We start from the raw sequence: 15,659 nt of genomic DNA on the forward strand, positions 1-15,659 counted from the left end.
ATAAAGGCGGGGAGGAGGAGAGCGCTAGTGCAGGATTTTTGCCAAGAAGTCTTTGGCACGATCAGATTTAGGATTGTTAAAGAAATCGTCTTTGTTACTGTCTTCGACGATTTTCCCCTCATCCATAAAAATCACCCGGTTAGCCACTTTGCGGGCGAAGCCCATCTCATGAGTGACCACCATCATGGTCATACCTTCTAACGCCAGTTTGACCATCACGTCCAGCACTTCATTAATCATTTCGGGATCAAGAGCGGAGGTAGGTTCATCAAACAGCATAGCGATGGGATCCATGCACAGCGCCCGGGCAATAGCGACACGCTGCTGCTGGCCACCCGATAGCTGAGAAGGGAACTTATCGGCGTGAGTAGAAAGACCGACGCGGTCTAACAGTTTCAGACCTTTTTCCCGTGCTGCCGCTTTATCGCGTTTCAATACTTTGATTTGCGCCAGTGTCAGGTTTTCAATAATAGACAGGTGAGGGAACAGTTCGAAATGTTGGAATACCATGCCCACTTTGGAACGCAATTGCGCCAAATTGGTTCCCTTATCATTCACACCAATACCATTAACCGTAATGCTGCCTTTTTGGATAGGTTCTAGCCCATTAACGGTTTTGATTAAGGTTGATTTGCCTGAGCCTGAAGGGCCGCAGACCACCACGACCTCACCTTTTTTAACTTCGGTGGTGCAGTCAGCCAGCACCTGAAACTGACCGTACCACTTAGAAACATTTTTCAGGGAAATCATCAAACAGTCCTTTTCTTCAAATAGTTAACCAGCATCGACGCGGCAAAACTGATAACGAAATACACAAAACCGGCAAACAGCACCATTTCAACCTGAGTCCCGTCCCGCTCGCCAATGGTAGTGGCGGTACGGAAGAAATCGGCCAGACTAAGGACATACACCAATGATGTATCCTGAAATAACACAATCCCTTGAGTTAACAGCAATGGCACCATTGCGCGGAAAGCTTGCGGCAGGATAACCAATCTCATTGATTGGCCTTGAGTCATGCCTAACGCTAAGGCGGCAGAGGATTGCCCACGAGAGATACTTTGGATCCCGGCACGAATAATTTCTGAATAATAAGCCGCTTCAAATAGTGAAAAGGCTACCATGGCAGAGATTAGGCGAATATCAGTTTTTGGTGATAAGCCCAGCACATTTTGTAATAAGCTCGGAACCACCAGATAAAACCATAGCAACACCATCACCAACGGAATAGAGCGGAACACGTTGACATAGGCGGTGGCGAACCAACTGATGGCTTTTATCGGCGACAGACGCATGACGGCCAGAACCGTGCCCCAAATAATGCCGAACACAATGGCGATGAGGGTTATTTTGGCGGTAACCGCCAAGCCTTGTAGCAGATATGGCAGGGCAGGGGCGATGGAGCTCCAATCAAATTCGTACATTATTTACTCCCCAGATTGCCGGGTAACTGCACTTTCTTTTCAACTAATCGCATCAACAGCATGATCACGGCGTTGATCAGTACATAACCAAGGGTGATGGCGGTGAATGACTCATAGGCGTGAGCTGAGTAATCCAACAGCTTACCGGCCTGTGCCGCCATATCGACCAGCCCGATTGTTGACGCGATGGCTGAGTTTTTTACCAAGTTGAGCATTTCTGAGGTCATCGGGGGAATGATCACCCGGTAAGCATTTGGTAGCAAAACATAGCGATAAGTCTGTGGCAGGGTTAACCCCATAGCCAGACCTGCCGCTTTCTGACCGCGAGGCAGTGATTGAATTCCCGCACGAACCTGTTCGCAGACTCGGGCTGCTGTAAATAAGCCAAGACAAATCATTGATGAGAGGAAGAATTGGATATTCGGGTCCAGCTCACTTTTAAACCACATACCGATATCCGTCGGTAATAATTCAGGCACCACCAGATACCAGGTAAAAAATTGTACAATCAGCGGTACGTTGCGAAACAACTCAACGTAACAGGTCCCTATCCCTGACAAGATTCGATTGGGTACGGTTCGTAAAATACCGAACAATGAGCCGACGAAGAAAGCGATCACCCAAGCGCATAGTGATAATGCGACCGTGACCTGAAAGCCAGACCAGATCCAGCCGAGATAGGTGGTATTACCGAAAGGGGCAGGTTGCAGGAAAATGCCCCAGTTCCAGTCTATTGACATAAAAAACTCCCTTAAAAGGATGGGTAAACCATCCTGATGACTGATGATTCAATGCGTTGCGGCCTCCCGAGGGCTAACAAAAAAATGCGGAGTGGGGAACGGCCACCCCGCATCCTGTCCTTACCTGCCATCGGTCCATCATCAATCTGTAGGGCAAGCATTGCCTACCCTGATTATTATTGTTAGTTCAATGCTTTATCGTTAGGGGCTTTGAACAGCGCCTTCATCTCATCAGACAGAGAGAAATTCAGGTTAAGGTTTTTCGGTGGAATTGGGTTTTTGAACCAACGATCAAAGGATTTTTCAGCAACGCCGCCAGTTTGTGCGGTGGCGATGGTTTCATCCAGCAGGGCTTTAAAGGCTGGATCGTCTTTACGCAGCATGCAACCGTAAGCTTCTTGAGATTGCGGTGTGCCTACAATTTCCCACTGATCCGGTTTCTTCGCTTTAGCACGTTCGCCGGCAAGCAGAGCATCATCCATCATAAAGGCCACTGCACGACCACTTTCCAATGTGCGGAAAGAATCACCGTGGTCTTTAGCGCTGATGATGCGCATGTTCATTTTATCTTTTTCATTCAGTTTATTGAGCAGCACTTCAGAGGTTGTTCCGGAGGTTACCACCACTGCTTTACCCGCTAAATCTTTGAAGTCTTTAACTTCTGAACCTTTTTTGGTCAGTAAACGGGTACCAACAACAAAAATGGTATTAGAGAACGCAGCTTGTTTTTGACGTTCCAGATTATTCGTGGTTGAACCACACTCGAAATCAAAAGTGCCATTTTGCAGCAATGGGATACGGTTCTGAGAAGTGATTGGGATCAGTTTTACCTGTAAGTCCGGTGCGTTAAGTTTTTTCTTGATCGCATCGACAATCAGATTGGAATAATCTTGCGAATAACCGACCACTTTCTGCTGATTATCATAATAAGAGAATGGAACGGAAGATTCACGATGACCGACCACGATAACGCCGTTATCTTTAATCTTCTTCAGTGTGTCAGCTGAAGCTGCTGCGGCTTGCTCTGGTTTTGCTGCTGCTTCTTCTGCTTGGGCTACGCCACTTGCCATCCCAGCTAACAGTAGCGCTAACGCCAATTTACGCATATGCATGGTCTAACTCCTTTGCTGTTGTTTTTTACCTAATGTTTTCTTGCTCGATGTTGTGATACTTAAAATGTAGTCATGTTAAAAACGTGAAAAGTGAAAAATCGTCTTATTTTGTGGTATAGGCGTAACCACAGATATTTGTTGGTTAACACGCTATTTTCGCTGTTACTTGTATCAGATTATCTTTAAAAAATAGCCAATTGTTATGTAAATGATGAATAAATGTTTGTTTTTTGAGACGCAAATCGCACCAAATAGAGGCAATAAAACAGCAATGCACTACCTTGGTGCGCGCTATGCCCTATAAATGTGCGAGGAAATAGTGGCAATTCCCCCATGTAAACTGAGCTTTGCATACCTGCGGCGGTGATACTCATCACTGACAAAACAATGGCTAATGACTAACACCATTTGGTTACAAACAATGCAATGTTTGTGCCAGTAACAGAAAAAACGAGGGCAATAGCCCCATGAATTGAGGGCTATAGGCGTCTTCGAGGGGAGTTCTATTTCATCAAAAACCAACCAGCAGGCATGAAACTACTGGTTTGCTTAACTGTTGCCAGTTGATGGAGACTAGCTTAGCTGTTGGTTGTTGATAGCCAGATGAGCTTTAAAGACTTCCAACGCGGTAGGAACAGCCTCTTTTGCTGCGTGTTTCTCTGGATTCCACAAATCAGCAAAAGTAATCGCACGGCCACAGTGAATAAAGACCTCATCCACTTCAATGACTAGCACACTGCGTGCTGGTTGGCCGTTTTGGCTAAAACGTTCGCAGAGTTCTGGGTCAACAGAGATTTTTGCTCGGCCATTAACGCGGAAACCTTCAGTCCAGCCAGGGATCAGGAACAAAATACCGATAAAAGGGTTATGCAGCAAATTGCGGATACCATCCAAACGGTTATTGCCGGGCCTGTCTGGCAACATCAGGGTTTTACTGTCCTGCACATGAATGAAACCTGGCTCCCCACCTTTTGGCGAACAGTCTATTCCATTGGCGCCCAATGTTCCCAAAACAGCAAAAGGCGCGGCTGCAATCAGTTGTTTGGCGTAATCATCAATATGATCTATCTGTTTTTTCAACACATTCTGATTAGGGGAGGCGTAATGCTCACTTAATTGTGCTTCGGTGGTGAGAATAAATTCAGGATTCAGTGACATAAGGCTCTCAAATTGCAAATCATGCTAATTATTTGTACTAGGCGGCAAGATAACAGCAGTGATAACGATTCACAATACTGATAATGAGGGAGTTCAAGGGAGGGCGGGAATATCAACGACATGCCCGTGATATAGTTTATTTTTTATCTGAACGACAACGGATAGCACGGTACAGCGTCAACGCTCCAAGAACCAAGGTGATAATCCACATTGGCCACGAACCAAAACGAGCATAAGGAGTAAGACCCGTGGTTGGTGTCACTTTAACCTCCAGCACTTGCTGGGTGAACTGTGGAATTTGTGCCAAGACTTCCCCACTTGGGCCGATAGCCGCGGTAATACCATTATTGGTTGAGCGCAGTAGAGGGCGGCCCAACTCCAGTGCGCGCATACGTGCCATCTGGAAATGTTGCCATGGCCCGATAGAGTGCCCAAACCAAGCATCATTGGAGATAGTCAGTAAGAAATTAGTATCCGGGCTGAAGTTATCGCGAACCTGCTGCCCTAAGACGATTTCATAACAAATGGCCGCTGTCAAATTAAAGCCTGCGACATTGAGCTGTGGTTGCACATAACTGCCCCGGCTGAATGATGACATCGGCAGATCAAAGAATGGGGCCAGTGGGCGTAGTAATGATTCCAGCGGTACAAATTCACCAAATGGAACTAAGTGGTGTTTGCTATAGCGGTTATGGGTTGGGTACTGATATGGCTCTTTATCCCCTAACACAATGATACTGTTAAAGAAGTGATAACCTTTACCCTCTGGCCGACGCTGTGCGTCAACAATACCGGTAATCAGACTGCTGTGGTTTGCCCGCATGAGGCCATCGACCATCGTAAGGAAAGTCGTTTGGTCGGTTTCGATGTCAGGAATTGCTGATTCTGGCCAGATAATAATTGGTGCTCTCCCCATAAATGGGCGAGTCTCATCCAGATAAATTTGTAATGTACTGAGCAGGACTTTGGGATCCCACTTCATTGATTGGGCGATATTACCTTGCACCATAGCGATATTTACAGCACGTTCAGGTTCAGGGGTGAACCAGTGCAATTGGCGTAGCGGCCAAGGTAACAGTAACATCGCAATGGCAATAACCGCCGCAGTAATACGACGCTGATAGCAGGCATAGACCAATAACCCACTGATAGACATCAATATAAAGGTGATGCCATCAACCCCAAGAATAGGGGCAATGCCGCGAAGTGGGCCATTAACTTGGCTATAACCGAATTGTAGCCATGGGAACCCTGTCAGTACCCAACCGCGCAGGAACTCAGTCAGTTGCCACACCACCGGAGCGGCAATTGCTAGCCGCCACCAGCTTACTCTCGGGCATAATCGTGCTAATACACCAGCAAACAGCATGGTGTAGAGCGAAAGATAGGCGGCCAGTAATACCACCAGGAAGATGTTGATAGCCGTCGGCATCCCGCCAAATTCGGAGATGCTGACGTATACCCAATTGATACCACTGCCAAATTGCCCCATACCCCAACAGAAGCCAATGAACGCAGCTTGTTTGGTACTACGGTTCAATGTCAGGCTGAGTAAGCCAAATAGTGAAACAATGGCCGCAGGCCAGTGGTCAAATGGCGAGTAGGCCAGCGTCCCGCAGGCGCCAAAAAATAGCGCCAGTAGGGCGCGAACCCACTGGCGTTGGAGGTATGAAGCGATAGGCATCGAGGATTTATTCTTCCAATTTTGGTTGCGGAGCATCATCCGGGATTTTTACATGAACCTGAATAATACGTCGGCTATCCGCCATGGCAACTTTAAATAAGTAACCTTCAATTTCAATGGTTTCACCGCGCGCAGGTAGATGGCCAAAGGCCTGCATCACTAAACCACCGATTGTGTCTACTTCATCATCGCTGAAATGGGTATTGAAAACTTCGTTAAAATCTTCAATCTGTGTCAGCGCGCGAATGGTATAAGTGTGCCGACTAAGCTGACGAACATCTCTGTCTTCTTCATCGTCATACTCATCTTCGATTTCGCCAACGATCAGCTCAAGAATATCCTCAATGGTCACCAAGCCTGAAACGCCACCAAACTCATCAATGACAATGGCCATGTGATAGCGCTGGGAGCGGAACTCTTTTAGCATCCGATCAACGCGCTTACTTTCAGGCACTACAACTGCCGTCCGTAAGACTTTATCAATGCTGAATGGCTCGGAATCTGTGCGCATAAACGGCAACAGGTCTTTGGCCATCAGAATGCCTTCAATATGATCTTTATCTTCGCTGATCACCGGAAAGCGGGAGTGAGCAGATTCAATGATGACATCCAGACACTCATCCAGCGTTTGATTACGCTTTAATGTAACCATCTGAGAACGGGGGATCATGATATCCCGAACGCGCTGCTCGGCGATATCCATCACGCCTTCCAGCATGTCGCGGGTATCGGGATCGATCAGATCGTTTTGCTCAGAATCACGGATAAGCTCTACCAGATCACCACGGTTTTTAGGCTCACCGTGGAATAACTGGTTAAGAATGAGAGTAAAGAACCCTTTCTTGGGACTGGGGCTATCGCTGTTTTGTGAGTGGTCGTCGCTCATGGCGTTTTAGTTAAGTTTACCTATATCAAATTATATTATTATCGGCAGTGGTGGACTCACACCGCCGACATCACTTTTTATTTTTACCCGATCAATAGGGTATTAGTACACCCGCTTTGACGGGATTATTCGGAGTCCTTCTCTGAAATATACGGGTCTGGGTAGCCCAGACTTTGCATAATTTCAGTTTCAATAGACTCCATTTCTTCAGCTTCATCGTCAACGATGTGGTCATACCCTAGCAGATGGAGGCTGCCGTGAACAACCATATGCGCCCAATGTGCCAATAGTGCTTTCTCTTGCTCAATGGCTTCTTGCTCAACAACCTGCCGACAAATGATTAAATCACCCAATAATGGCAGTTCAATTTCAGGTGGGGCCTCAAAAGGAAAAGACAAGACATTGGTCGATTTATCTTTACCACGATAAGTCAGATTGAGTTCATGGCTTTCAGCTTCATCAACCAAGCGAATAGTCACTTCAGAGACTTCCTGAAATTGGGGGAGTACCGCTTCCAGCCAACGTTGAAAATCTGCTTCGGTAGGTAAGCCATGGCTATCAGCGCAGGCAATTTGTAAATCGAGAATAACTTGGCTCACGGAGCCTCCTGCTCAGACGGGGTATGGCTTTCCCGCTTACGTTGTTCGGCAATAGCATCTTTACGTTTTTGTTCCGCGGCTTCCCAAGCTTCATAAGCAATGACTACGCGGGCAACCACAGGGTGGCGTACCACATCTTCACTATGGAAGAAGTTAAAACTCAGCTCTTCCACCTCAGATAACACCTCAATGGCGTGTCTTAAACCTGACTTTTGGTGGCGCGGTAAGTCAGTCTGCGTGATATCGCCGGTAATCACTGCTTTGGAATTGAAACCAATGCGGGTTAAGAACATTTTCATCTGCTCAATGGTGGTGTTTTGGCTTTCATCTAAAATGATAAACGCATCATTCAGGGTACGGCCACGCATGTATGCCAATGGGGCAACCTCAATCACATTGCGTTCAATCAGTTTTTCAACGCGTTCAAAGCCCAACATTTCAAACAGTGCATCATAGAGTGGACGCAGGTAAGGGTCGACTTTTTGGCTGAGGTCGCCGGGTAAGAAACCCAGTTTTTCGCCCGCTTCGACAGCTGGACGCGTTAGCAAAATACGCCGCACATTCTGGCGCTCTAGGGCATCAACTGCCGCGGCTACCGCCAGATAGGTTTTACCGGTCCCGGCCGGGCCAACCCCAAAAGTGATGTCGTGATCGAGAATATTGGCGATGTATTGTGCCTGATTAGGTGTGCGTGGCTTCACCATCCCGCGTTTGGTACGGATATTTACTGCTTTCCCGTAGTCAGGTACGCTCTCGGCGGTTTGTTCCAATACGCGGCTCTCTTTGACCGCAAGGTGGATATCCTCAGGATCAATATCGGGGATGACGCCACGAATAGGGGCGGTATCCACATACAGGTGGCGCAGGATATCTGCCGCTGCAACAACGCAGATATTCTTACCGACTAGTTTAAAACGATTATCACGACGATTAATTTCAATACCTAATCGGCGTTCCAACTGTTTAATGTTGTCATCAAAAGGGCCGCATAAACTCAGCAGGCGCTGATTATCCGCGGGTTCCAGCAAGATTTCTTGTGTCACTACGTGCAAACTATTTCTCTGAGTCACTGCGTTCCTCTGGGTCACTTAGGGCCAGTTTAGTGTGAAGCCTGAGTACATCTCTAATAACGTTGAATATATCATTAATGGATATGATGCTAATCATACATGTCATTTCTGAATTATTCATGGTGCAGGGCGCTGACGCAAGTTTGCGGCTTACCAATTCATCTCTTCGGCCTTTATTCAAATAGCAGCGGCCTGTTGGTGCAACTTGAAAAGTCAGAGTCTGCGTGACATCGCGCCAAAATAAAACAGGCACTGACAATGCAGTGCCTGTTCTTGCGAAGTGGCTCTAAATTAAGGTTGATATAGGCCAACACCGATTTCATTCTCTTTGCGAGTGCGCGCAATGACCGATTGCGGTGATTCATGAACTCGCAGGTCCATTTGGTCTTCGGTACGTAGCAAGATGCCACGCAGTGAACTGGCATAAACGTCGACAATTTCCACATCAACGAATTTACCGATCATCTCCGGAGTGCCCTCAAAGTTCACGACACGGTTATTCTCAGTGCGACCCGCCAGCTCCATCACGTTTTTACGCGAGGTGCCCTCTACCAGAACCCTTTGCACGGAACCCACCATCCGGCGGCTGATTTCCATCGCTTGTTGAGTAATTCGCTGTTGCAAGATGTGTAGCCGCTGTTTTTTCTCTTCTTCGGACACATCATCGGGTAGATCTGCCGCCGGTGTACCGGGGCGCGAGGAGTAAATAAAGCTGTAACTGGTATCAAAATGAATGTCTGTAACCAGTTTCATGGTCTGCTCGAAATCTTGCTGAGTTTCACCAGGGAAACCGATAATAAAATCAGAGCTAATCTGAATATCAGGCCGTGCCTGACGCAGCTTGCGAATAATTGCTTTGTACTCCAGCGCAGTATGGGCGCGCTTCATCATCGTCAAAATACGATCAGAGCCACTTTGTACTGGCAGATGCAGGAAGCTCACCAATTCTGGCGTATCACGATAAACATCAATGATATCGTCAGTAAATTCAATTGGATGGCTGGTGGTAAAGCGCACGCGGTCAATACCATCAATAGCAGCAACTAAGCGCAATAACTCGGCAAAACTACAGATGTCGCCATCATAGGTGGCTCCACGATAAGCATTTACATTTTGGCCGAGTAGATTCACTTCTCGCACACCTTGAGCAGCTAACTGCGCGATTTCGAACAAGATATCGTCGCTTGGTCGACTGACTTCCTCACCACGGGTGTAGGGCACCACACAGAATGTGCAATATTTATTGCAGCCTTCCATGATGGAGACAAAGGCGGTAGGGCCTTCGGCACGCGGTTCCGGTAGCCGGTCAAATTTTTCAATTTCAGGAAAACTGATATCTACGACTGGGCTATTTGTCCCTTGTACATGGTTAATCATTTCTGGCAAACGATGTAGGGTTTGCGGTCCAAAAATCACATCGACACAAGGGGCGCGCTGGCGCAGATGTTCACCTTCTTGCGAGGCAACACAGCCGCCGACGCCGATAATCAGCTCTGGGTTTTTCTCTTTGAGTAACTTCCAGTGGCCTAGCAAGCTGAAGACTTTTTCTTGCGCTTTTTCGCGAATAGAGCAGGTATTGAGAAGCAGTAAATCAGCTTCCTCAGGGATTTCGGTCAACTGATAACCATGGGTGCTGGCCAGTAAATCAGCCATTTTTGATGAATCATACTCATTCATCTGGCAACCCCAAGTTTTGATGTGCAGTTTTTTAGTCATTGAATTATTCATCTTAAAAGTCACATCGCGCGGTGTGGTACTCCGTGCCGTGCTCCGTAATAGAATAGTGGGTAGCACAAAGGCTCCGTGGTGATAGGGGTATTGTAGTCATTTGCCACTGCGATGACCACCGCATAACGGCTTACTTATTCTGATGGGCGGTGAAAAATCCGGTACACTTGGGGCAAACAAGACACTTACCAGTGTAGGTGTTATTTTTCACTTTAAAAGCATGGCCAAAATGAATAAATCGCAACCAAATTATGATGTTGTGGTGGTGGGGGGCGGCATGGTGGGTGCCGCTGCTGCGCTGGGATTGGCTCAAACAGGCTGGTCCGTGGCATTACTGGAACATGAGGCTCCCACAGCGTTTGATACCAATAGTGCACCGGATTTACGGGTTTCGGCTATTGGTTGCGCCTCTGTGGCGTTACTAAAGCAGTTACAGGTCTGGCCCCGAGTTCAACAGATGCGTTATGCCCCTTACCGTCGTTTAGAAACGTGGGAGCAACCGGGTTCTCAGGTTATTTTTGATGCAACATCACTTGCGTTACCTGAGCTGGGTTTTATGGTCGAGAACCGAGTTTTGCAGTTGGCGTTGTGGCAACAGATGGAGGAATGCCCAAATTTGACGCTACTGTGCCCATCACGGCTACAAAGCATGGTTAGAGTAGATGAGCACTGGAAAGTCACTTTAGATGCACAGCAAGAGATACAGGGCCGTTTAGTGATAGGCGCGGATGGTGCCAACTCTCTGGTGCGGCGTTTAGCCGGTATTGGGACCAGTGGATGGCAGTATCGCCAGTCATGCATGCTAATCACCGTTGAAACTGATACCGCCAAGCAAGATACGACCTGGCAGCAATTCTTCCCAACGGGGCCACGTGCTTTCCTGCCATTGTTTGATAACTGGGCATCCTTGGTCTGGTACGACAGTCCACAGCGTATACGCCAGCTTCAGGCCATGCCGATGCTTCAATTGAGTCAGGAAGTCGCTGCGGCTTTTCCGTCACGTCTGGGGGCGGTTAAGGCGATTGCTGCGGGGTCTTTCCCGTTGGTTCGTCGCCATGCACAGCAATATGTGCAGCCGGGGTTGGTTCTACTGGGGGATGCTGCCCACACCATCAATCCATTAGCCGGACAAGGGGTTAATCTGGGTTACCGAGATGTCGATGCGCTGCTAGATGTATTGAATCAGGCACGTGAACAAGCTGAGCTTTGGCACAGTGAGCCAGTATTGCAGCGTTATCAACGCCGCCGCCGCACCGATAATTTAATTATGCAAAGTGGTATGGATGTGTTTTACACGGCATTTAGTAACAACCTGCCAGCCGTAAAATTTGTGCGTAATCTGGCACTGATGACCGCGCAACGGGCAGGTAAGCTTAAAGAACATGCGCTGAAATATGCATTGGGGCTGTAGGCTTACAACTCCCATTCTGGCCTGTAGACAGATATTGGTTCTGCTTACAGGCTGCTGAATCTGCAATTCTTCAATGATTAATTAAGAAAACGAAATTCAGAAAAGCAAAAAGCCCGCCGAAGCGAGCTTTTCTAAATTTGGCTGGGGTACGAGGATTCGAACCTCGGAATGCTGGAATCAGAATCCAGTGCCTTACCGCTTGGCGATACCCCAAAAGATGGTGGCTACGACGGGAATCGAACCTGTGACCCCAGCATTATGAGTGCTGTGCTCTAACCAGCTGAGCTACGTAGCCATCTTAAAATCTTTATGCTAAGAAATTGTATGGCTGGGATACCAGGATTCGAACCTGGGAATGCCAGGATCAAAACCTGGTGCCTTACCGCTTGGCGATATCCCAACTGAAATACAATTCTTTTCTGATGCAGAACTACTACAGCACATCTTTGCCGCCTTACAGCTACCATCCGGTAAAAAAGATGGCTGGGATACCAGGATTCGAACCTGGGAATGCCAGGATCAAAACCTGGTGCCTTACCGCTTGGCGATATCCCATCCGCTGTGACAAACCGATGAACGAATAATGGTGCGGGAGGCGAGACTTGAACTCGCACACCTTGCGGCGCTAGAACCTAAATCTAGTGCGTCTACCAATTTCGCCACTCCCGCAAAAAGATGGTGGCTACGACGGGAATCGAACCTGTGACCCCAGCATTATGAGTGCTGTGCTCTAACCAGCTGAGCTACGTAGCCATCTTTTTTCGCATTACCTTCATCGGCGTTGCGGGGCGCATTATGCGTATATGGCCGAATTGCGTCAACTAATTTTTTCCCAAAAAAGCGCTGAAAGGGTTCGTTTGTTTGGCTTGTGAACAGTCTGGCGATTAAAGCAGCAATTATACTGATTAATTGTTGAATTTGCCCGCAAAAGGAATGTATCTCTCCACTGGTGGGGTTGCAGCATAATGATATGCGCTCCTTGAGCTTTGTCTCTTGGAGTGGTTAATACCATATAAAAAATAAGGCCGCCCGTAGGCGACCTCAGTATCAGAATAAGTTATGAAAGCTTGATTACTTATAGGCGTCCTGATGTACACCAACCGCACGGCCTGATGGGTCATCCATGTTTTTGAATGCTTCGTCCCACTCGATAGCTTTAGCTGATGAACATGCGACTGACGGGCCGCCAGGAACACATTCAGCGGCACTTGGTAGTGGGAACAGCTCTTCAAAGATTTCGCGATACAGGTAGCCTTCTTTAGAGGATGGCGTGTTGTATGGGAAACGGAAGTGCGCTGTCTCCATCTGTTGGTCTGTGACTTGTTCGGCAGCTTTCTCTTTTAATGTGTCAATCCAGCTGTAGCCCACACCATCGGAGAATTGCTCTTTCTGCCGCCATGCAACGCTGTGCGGCAGATAAGATTCAAAACATTCACGCAGAACGTGTTTCTCCATTTTGCCATTGCCGCACATTTTATCTTGCGGGTTGATACGCATTGCCACATCGAGGAAGTTTTTATCCAAGAAGGGCACGCGAGCTTCAACACCCCAAGCTGACATTGCTTTGTTAGCACGAGCACAGTCATACATATGCAGCGCTAACAGCTTACGCACGGTTTCTTCATGCAATTCTTTGGCGTTTGGCGCTTTGTGGAAGTAGAGATAGCCACCAAAGACTTCGTCAGAACCTTCACCCGACAGCACCATTTTAATCCCCATCGCCTTGATTTTACGTGACATCAGGTACATAGGTGTTGAGGCTCGGATGGTGGTGACATCATAGGTCTCAATGTGGTAAATCACATCGCGGATAGCATCCAGACCTTCTTGCACGGTGAAATGAATTTCATGGTGTACAGTGCCTAAATGGTTGGCGACTTCTTTCGCGGCACGCAAGTCTGGGGAGCCGACTAAGCCGACAGCGAAAGAGTGCAGTTGTGGCCACCAAGCCTCACTGCGTTCATCATCTTCTACCCGACGAGCCGCAAATTTTTTGGTAATAGCCGAAATAACTGAAGAGTCCAGTCCACCAGACAACAGCACGCCGTATGGGACGTCAGACATCAAATGGCTTTTGACGGCTTCTTCTAATGCGTTGGCCAACTCTATTTTGTTGGTGACATTATCTTCTACGTTATCGAAGTCAAACCAGTCGCGATGATAATACTCACGAACTTCGCCGTCTTTACTCCATAAATAGCTGCCTGCTGGGAATTCTTTAATGGTACGGCAAACCGGAACTAAGGCTTTCATTTCTGAAGCGACAAACATGTTGCCATGCTCATCGTGGCCCATATAGAGCGGAATAATCCCCAAGTGATCACGGCCAATCAGGTAGGCGTCTTTTTCTGTATCGTATAAGACAAAAGCAAACATGCCTTGCAGGTCATCAAGGAAATCTGGGCCTTTCTCCTGATACAACGCCAGAATGACTTCGCAGTCAGATCCAGTCTGGAATTCATAACGGTCGCCATATTGTTGACGTAATGCTTGATGATTATAAATTTCACCGTTTACCGCCAGAATATGGGTATGAGCCGCATTATACAGTGGTTGGGCTCCCGTATTAACGTCAACAATCGATAGGCGTTCATGGGCGAGAATAGCTTTATCATTTGCCCACACACCAGACCAGTCCGGGCCGCGGTGGCGCATTAAACGTGACATTTCCAGCGCTTTTTTGCGCAACTCGATGGGGTCGGTTTTAAGGTCGAGGACCCCGAAAATAGAACACATAGTAATCTCCCTAACTTCTCTGCTTTGGCGGTGATGATGTGGAATTTGAGTCGTTCATCGCTGGAACTGTTATTTACAGACTTGCTTATGATTGATGCAAGTTATGCCCCATGACGATGCAGTCATCTGAATAATTGTTAGAAAGTGATGCAAAAAACACGCCAATTTATAGCATCTGTGATTTGCTGCTATAGCAGGGGCGGTTCTTAGGGCATAAAAAGAAAATGCGCCAAAACAGGGAGGAATGGCAAGAAACTTTGGTGCAATGCACCAAAAAAGGGAATGTGGCGAACGAGGAGAGTGGCGGTCATATACGCATGACCGCCAATCGAGTTTAGATAATATCGATTTCAGCAACAGAGGAGTAAACGCGACTCGGGCGGAATGGCATAGCTTCAATATCAGATAATGTCGACACACCAGACAGCACTAAGATAGTCTCAAGACCGGCCTGGAAACCCGCCAAAATATCAGTTCTCAGGTTATCCCCAACAATCACGGTACTTTCCGAGTGAGCTTGCATTTTATTCAGTGCAGCGCGGATGATCCACGGGCTAGGTTTGCCCACATAAAAGGGCTTACGACCTGAGATCTTCTCGATGGGGGCGCATAATGCACCACAAGCAGGTGCAAAGCCGTGACCATGGCTATCGGGGTTAGTTGCAATGAATCGCGCGCCATTGGCAACAAAATAGGCAGCTTTATGCATCATATCCCAATTATAAGAGCGGGTTTCACCCACGATAACAAAATCGGGATTGATATCAGTGATGGTAAAACCGGCTTTATACAACTCATGAACCAGCGCACCTTCACCAACCACATAGGCTTTTTTACCTTCCTGACGGCGTAGGAAGTCGGCAGTTGCCATCGCTGAGGTATAAAACGCACTCTCTGGGACTTCCAACCCGGCAGAACTGAAGCGGTTAGCCAAGTCCTGAGCGGTTTGTGACGGGTAGTTGGTCAAGATGACCAGCGGCATGCCCGCTTCTTGAATTCGGGCCAGAAAAGTATCGGCACCCGGAATGGCTTTATTGTCATGCAACAATACGCCGTCGATATCACATATAACGCTTTTAATTGTCATTGTTTATATTACTCTTTCGGCCGC

At 47.6% G+C, this 15,659-nt stretch carries 13 protein-coding genes and 6 tRNA genes; 1 reads left to right on the plus strand and 18 read right to left on the minus strand.

What is annotated here, in order from left to right:
- Positions 1 to 24: 24 nt before the first annotated feature.
- The 10 genes from HUZ92_RS11420 to miaB all read right to left on the minus strand — a co-directional run bounded on the left by HUZ92_RS11420 (position 25) and on the right by miaB (position 10,389).
- On the minus strand, positions 25 to 750 hold the full coding sequence (locus HUZ92_RS11420; RefSeq protein ID WP_050098945.1) for an amino acid ABC transporter ATP-binding protein: 726 nt from the start codon (positions 748 to 750) through the stop codon (positions 25 to 27).
- A complete protein-coding gene (gltK, locus tag HUZ92_RS11425) occupies positions 750 to 1,424 on the minus strand; it encodes a glutamate/aspartate ABC transporter permease GltK (RefSeq protein WP_050098944.1) in 675 nt (224 codons plus the stop codon). Before gltK ends, HUZ92_RS11420 begins: the two co-directional genes overlap by 1 nt.
- The gene (locus HUZ92_RS11430) at positions 1,424 to 2,164 is read right to left on the minus strand and encodes an amino acid ABC transporter permease (RefSeq protein WP_050098942.1); all 741 of its coding nucleotides are present in this window, start codon (positions 2,162 to 2,164) and stop codon (positions 1,424 to 1,426) included. The genes gltK and HUZ92_RS11430 overlap by 1 nt, the downstream gene beginning before the upstream one ends.
- A gap of 182 nt (positions 2,165 to 2,346) precedes the next feature.
- Positions 2,347 to 3,276 (minus strand): amino acid ABC transporter substrate-binding protein, encoded by a 930-nt coding sequence (locus tag HUZ92_RS11435; protein WP_050139830.1) that lies wholly within the window; start codon positions 3,274 to 3,276, stop codon positions 2,347 to 2,349.
- 573 nt (positions 3,277 to 3,849) lie between these two features.
- On the minus strand, positions 3,850 to 4,434 hold the full coding sequence (locus tag HUZ92_RS11440) for an MSMEG_1061 family FMN-dependent PPOX-type flavoprotein (RefSeq protein WP_050098939.1): 585 nt from the start codon (positions 4,432 to 4,434) through the stop codon (positions 3,850 to 3,852).
- Positions 4,435 to 4,570: 136 nt separating this feature from the next.
- Positions 4,571 to 6,118 carry an apolipoprotein N-acyltransferase gene (gene lnt / locus HUZ92_RS11445; RefSeq protein WP_050098937.1) on the minus strand — a complete coding sequence of 516 codons (1,548 nt, stop codon included), beginning with the start codon at positions 6,116 to 6,118 and terminating at the stop codon, positions 4,571 to 4,573.
- A gap of 7 nt (positions 6,119 to 6,125) precedes the next feature.
- Positions 6,126 to 7,004: a CNNM family magnesium/cobalt transport protein CorC gene (gene corC, locus HUZ92_RS11450; protein ID WP_050098935.1), complete on the minus strand. Its 879-nt coding sequence runs from the start codon at positions 7,002 to 7,004 to the stop codon at positions 6,126 to 6,128.
- A gap of 125 nt (positions 7,005 to 7,129) precedes the next feature.
- The gene (gene ybeY, locus HUZ92_RS11455) at positions 7,130 to 7,603 is read right to left on the minus strand and encodes an rRNA maturation RNase YbeY (RefSeq protein WP_050098932.1); all 474 of its coding nucleotides are present in this window, start codon (positions 7,601 to 7,603) and stop codon (positions 7,130 to 7,132) included.
- On the minus strand, positions 7,600 to 8,673 hold the full coding sequence (locus HUZ92_RS11460) for a PhoH family protein (RefSeq protein WP_174846825.1): 1,074 nt from the start codon (positions 8,671 to 8,673) through the stop codon (positions 7,600 to 7,602). Before HUZ92_RS11460 ends, ybeY begins: the two co-directional genes overlap by 4 nt.
- 291 nt (positions 8,674 to 8,964) lie before the next feature.
- Positions 8,965 to 10,389 carry a tRNA (N6-isopentenyl adenosine(37)-C2)-methylthiotransferase MiaB gene (gene miaB, locus HUZ92_RS11465; RefSeq protein WP_050099239.1) on the minus strand — a complete coding sequence of 475 codons (1,425 nt, stop codon included), beginning with the start codon at positions 10,387 to 10,389 and terminating at the stop codon, positions 8,965 to 8,967.
- Between the two features lie 241 nt (positions 10,390 to 10,630).
- Here miaB and ubiF point away from each other — a divergent pair, with 241 nt between their 5' ends.
- Positions 10,631 to 11,812, plus strand: a complete 1,182-nt coding sequence (ubiF, locus tag HUZ92_RS11470) for a 3-demethoxyubiquinol 3-hydroxylase (protein ID WP_145579601.1) — start codon at positions 10,631 to 10,633, stop codon at positions 11,810 to 11,812.
- Positions 11,813 to 11,950: 138 nt separating this feature from the next.
- On the opposite strand, the gene HUZ92_RS11475 is transcribed toward ubiF, so the two are convergent.
- The 8 genes from HUZ92_RS11475 to HUZ92_RS11510 all read right to left on the minus strand — a co-directional run bounded on the left by HUZ92_RS11475 (position 11,951) and on the right by HUZ92_RS11510 (position 15,635).
- Positions 11,951 to 12,025, minus strand: a tRNA-Gln gene (locus HUZ92_RS11475).
- A gap of 5 nt (positions 12,026 to 12,030) precedes the next feature.
- Positions 12,031 to 12,107: transfer RNA gene (locus HUZ92_RS11480), tRNA-Met, on the minus strand.
- A 30-nt stretch (positions 12,108 to 12,137) separates the two neighbouring features.
- Positions 12,138 to 12,212: transfer RNA gene (locus HUZ92_RS11485), tRNA-Gln, on the minus strand.
- An 80-nt stretch (positions 12,213 to 12,292) separates the two neighbouring features.
- Positions 12,293 to 12,367, minus strand: a tRNA-Gln gene (locus HUZ92_RS11490).
- Positions 12,368 to 12,396: 29 nt separating this feature from the next.
- Positions 12,397 to 12,481 (minus strand) — tRNA-Leu (locus tag HUZ92_RS11495).
- Between the two features lie 7 nt (positions 12,482 to 12,488).
- A tRNA-Met gene (locus HUZ92_RS11500) sits at positions 12,489 to 12,565 on the minus strand.
- 318 nt (positions 12,566 to 12,883) lie between these two features.
- Positions 12,884 to 14,548, minus strand: a complete 1,665-nt coding sequence (asnB, locus tag HUZ92_RS11505; RefSeq protein WP_145579602.1) for an asparagine synthase B — start codon at positions 14,546 to 14,548, stop codon at positions 12,884 to 12,886.
- Between the two features lie 334 nt (positions 14,549 to 14,882).
- Positions 14,883 to 15,635 carry an HAD-IIA family hydrolase gene (locus HUZ92_RS11510; RefSeq protein ID WP_050098925.1) on the minus strand — a complete coding sequence of 251 codons (753 nt, stop codon included), beginning with the start codon at positions 15,633 to 15,635 and terminating at the stop codon, positions 14,883 to 14,885.
- Positions 15,636 to 15,659 lie beyond the last annotated feature (24 nt).

The organism is Yersinia vastinensis, assembly GCF_902726565.1.
Taxonomy (GTDB): Bacteria; Pseudomonadota; Gammaproteobacteria; order Enterobacterales; family Enterobacteriaceae; genus Yersinia; species Yersinia vastinensis.

What these genes read in the sequence shown, in the direction of transcription:
- HUZ92_RS11420 (WP_050098945.1), bottom strand. Translation starts at nt 750, where the DNA reads ATGATTTCCCTGAAAAATGTTTCTAAGTGGTACGGTCAGTTTCAGGTG.
- gltK (WP_050098944.1), bottom strand. Translation starts at nt 1,424, where the DNA reads ATGTACGAATTTGATTGGAGCTCCATCGCCCCTGCCCTGCCATATCTG.
- HUZ92_RS11430 (WP_050098942.1), bottom strand. Translation starts at nt 2,164, where the DNA reads ATGTCAATAGACTGGAACTGGGGCATTTTCCTGCAACCTGCCCCTTTC.
- HUZ92_RS11435 (WP_050139830.1), bottom strand. Translation starts at nt 3,276, where the DNA reads ATGCATATGCGTAAATTGGCGTTAGCGCTACTGTTAGCTGGGATGGCA.
- HUZ92_RS11440 (WP_050098939.1), bottom strand. Translation starts at nt 4,434, where the DNA reads ATGTCACTGAATCCTGAATTTATTCTCACCACCGAAGCACAATTAAGT.
- lnt (WP_050098937.1), bottom strand. Translation starts at nt 6,118, where the DNA reads ATGCCTATCGCTTCATACCTCCAACGCCAGTGGGTTCGCGCCCTACTG.
- corC (WP_050098935.1), bottom strand. Translation starts at nt 7,004, where the DNA reads ATGAGCGACGACCACTCACAAAACAGCGATAGCCCCAGTCCCAAGAAA.
- miaB (WP_050099239.1), bottom strand. Translation starts at nt 10,389, where the DNA reads ATGACTAAAAAACTGCACATCAAAACTTGGGGTTGCCAGATGAATGAG.
- ubiF (WP_145579601.1), top strand. Translation starts at nt 10,631, where the DNA reads ATGAATAAATCGCAACCAAATTATGATGTTGTGGTGGTGGGGGGCGGC.
- asnB (WP_145579602.1), bottom strand. Translation starts at nt 14,548, where the DNA reads ATGTGTTCTATTTTCGGGGTCCTCGACCTTAAAACCGACCCCATCGAG.
- HUZ92_RS11510 (WP_050098925.1), bottom strand. Translation starts at nt 15,635, where the DNA reads ATGACAATTAAAAGCGTTATATGTGATATCGACGGCGTATTGTTGCAT.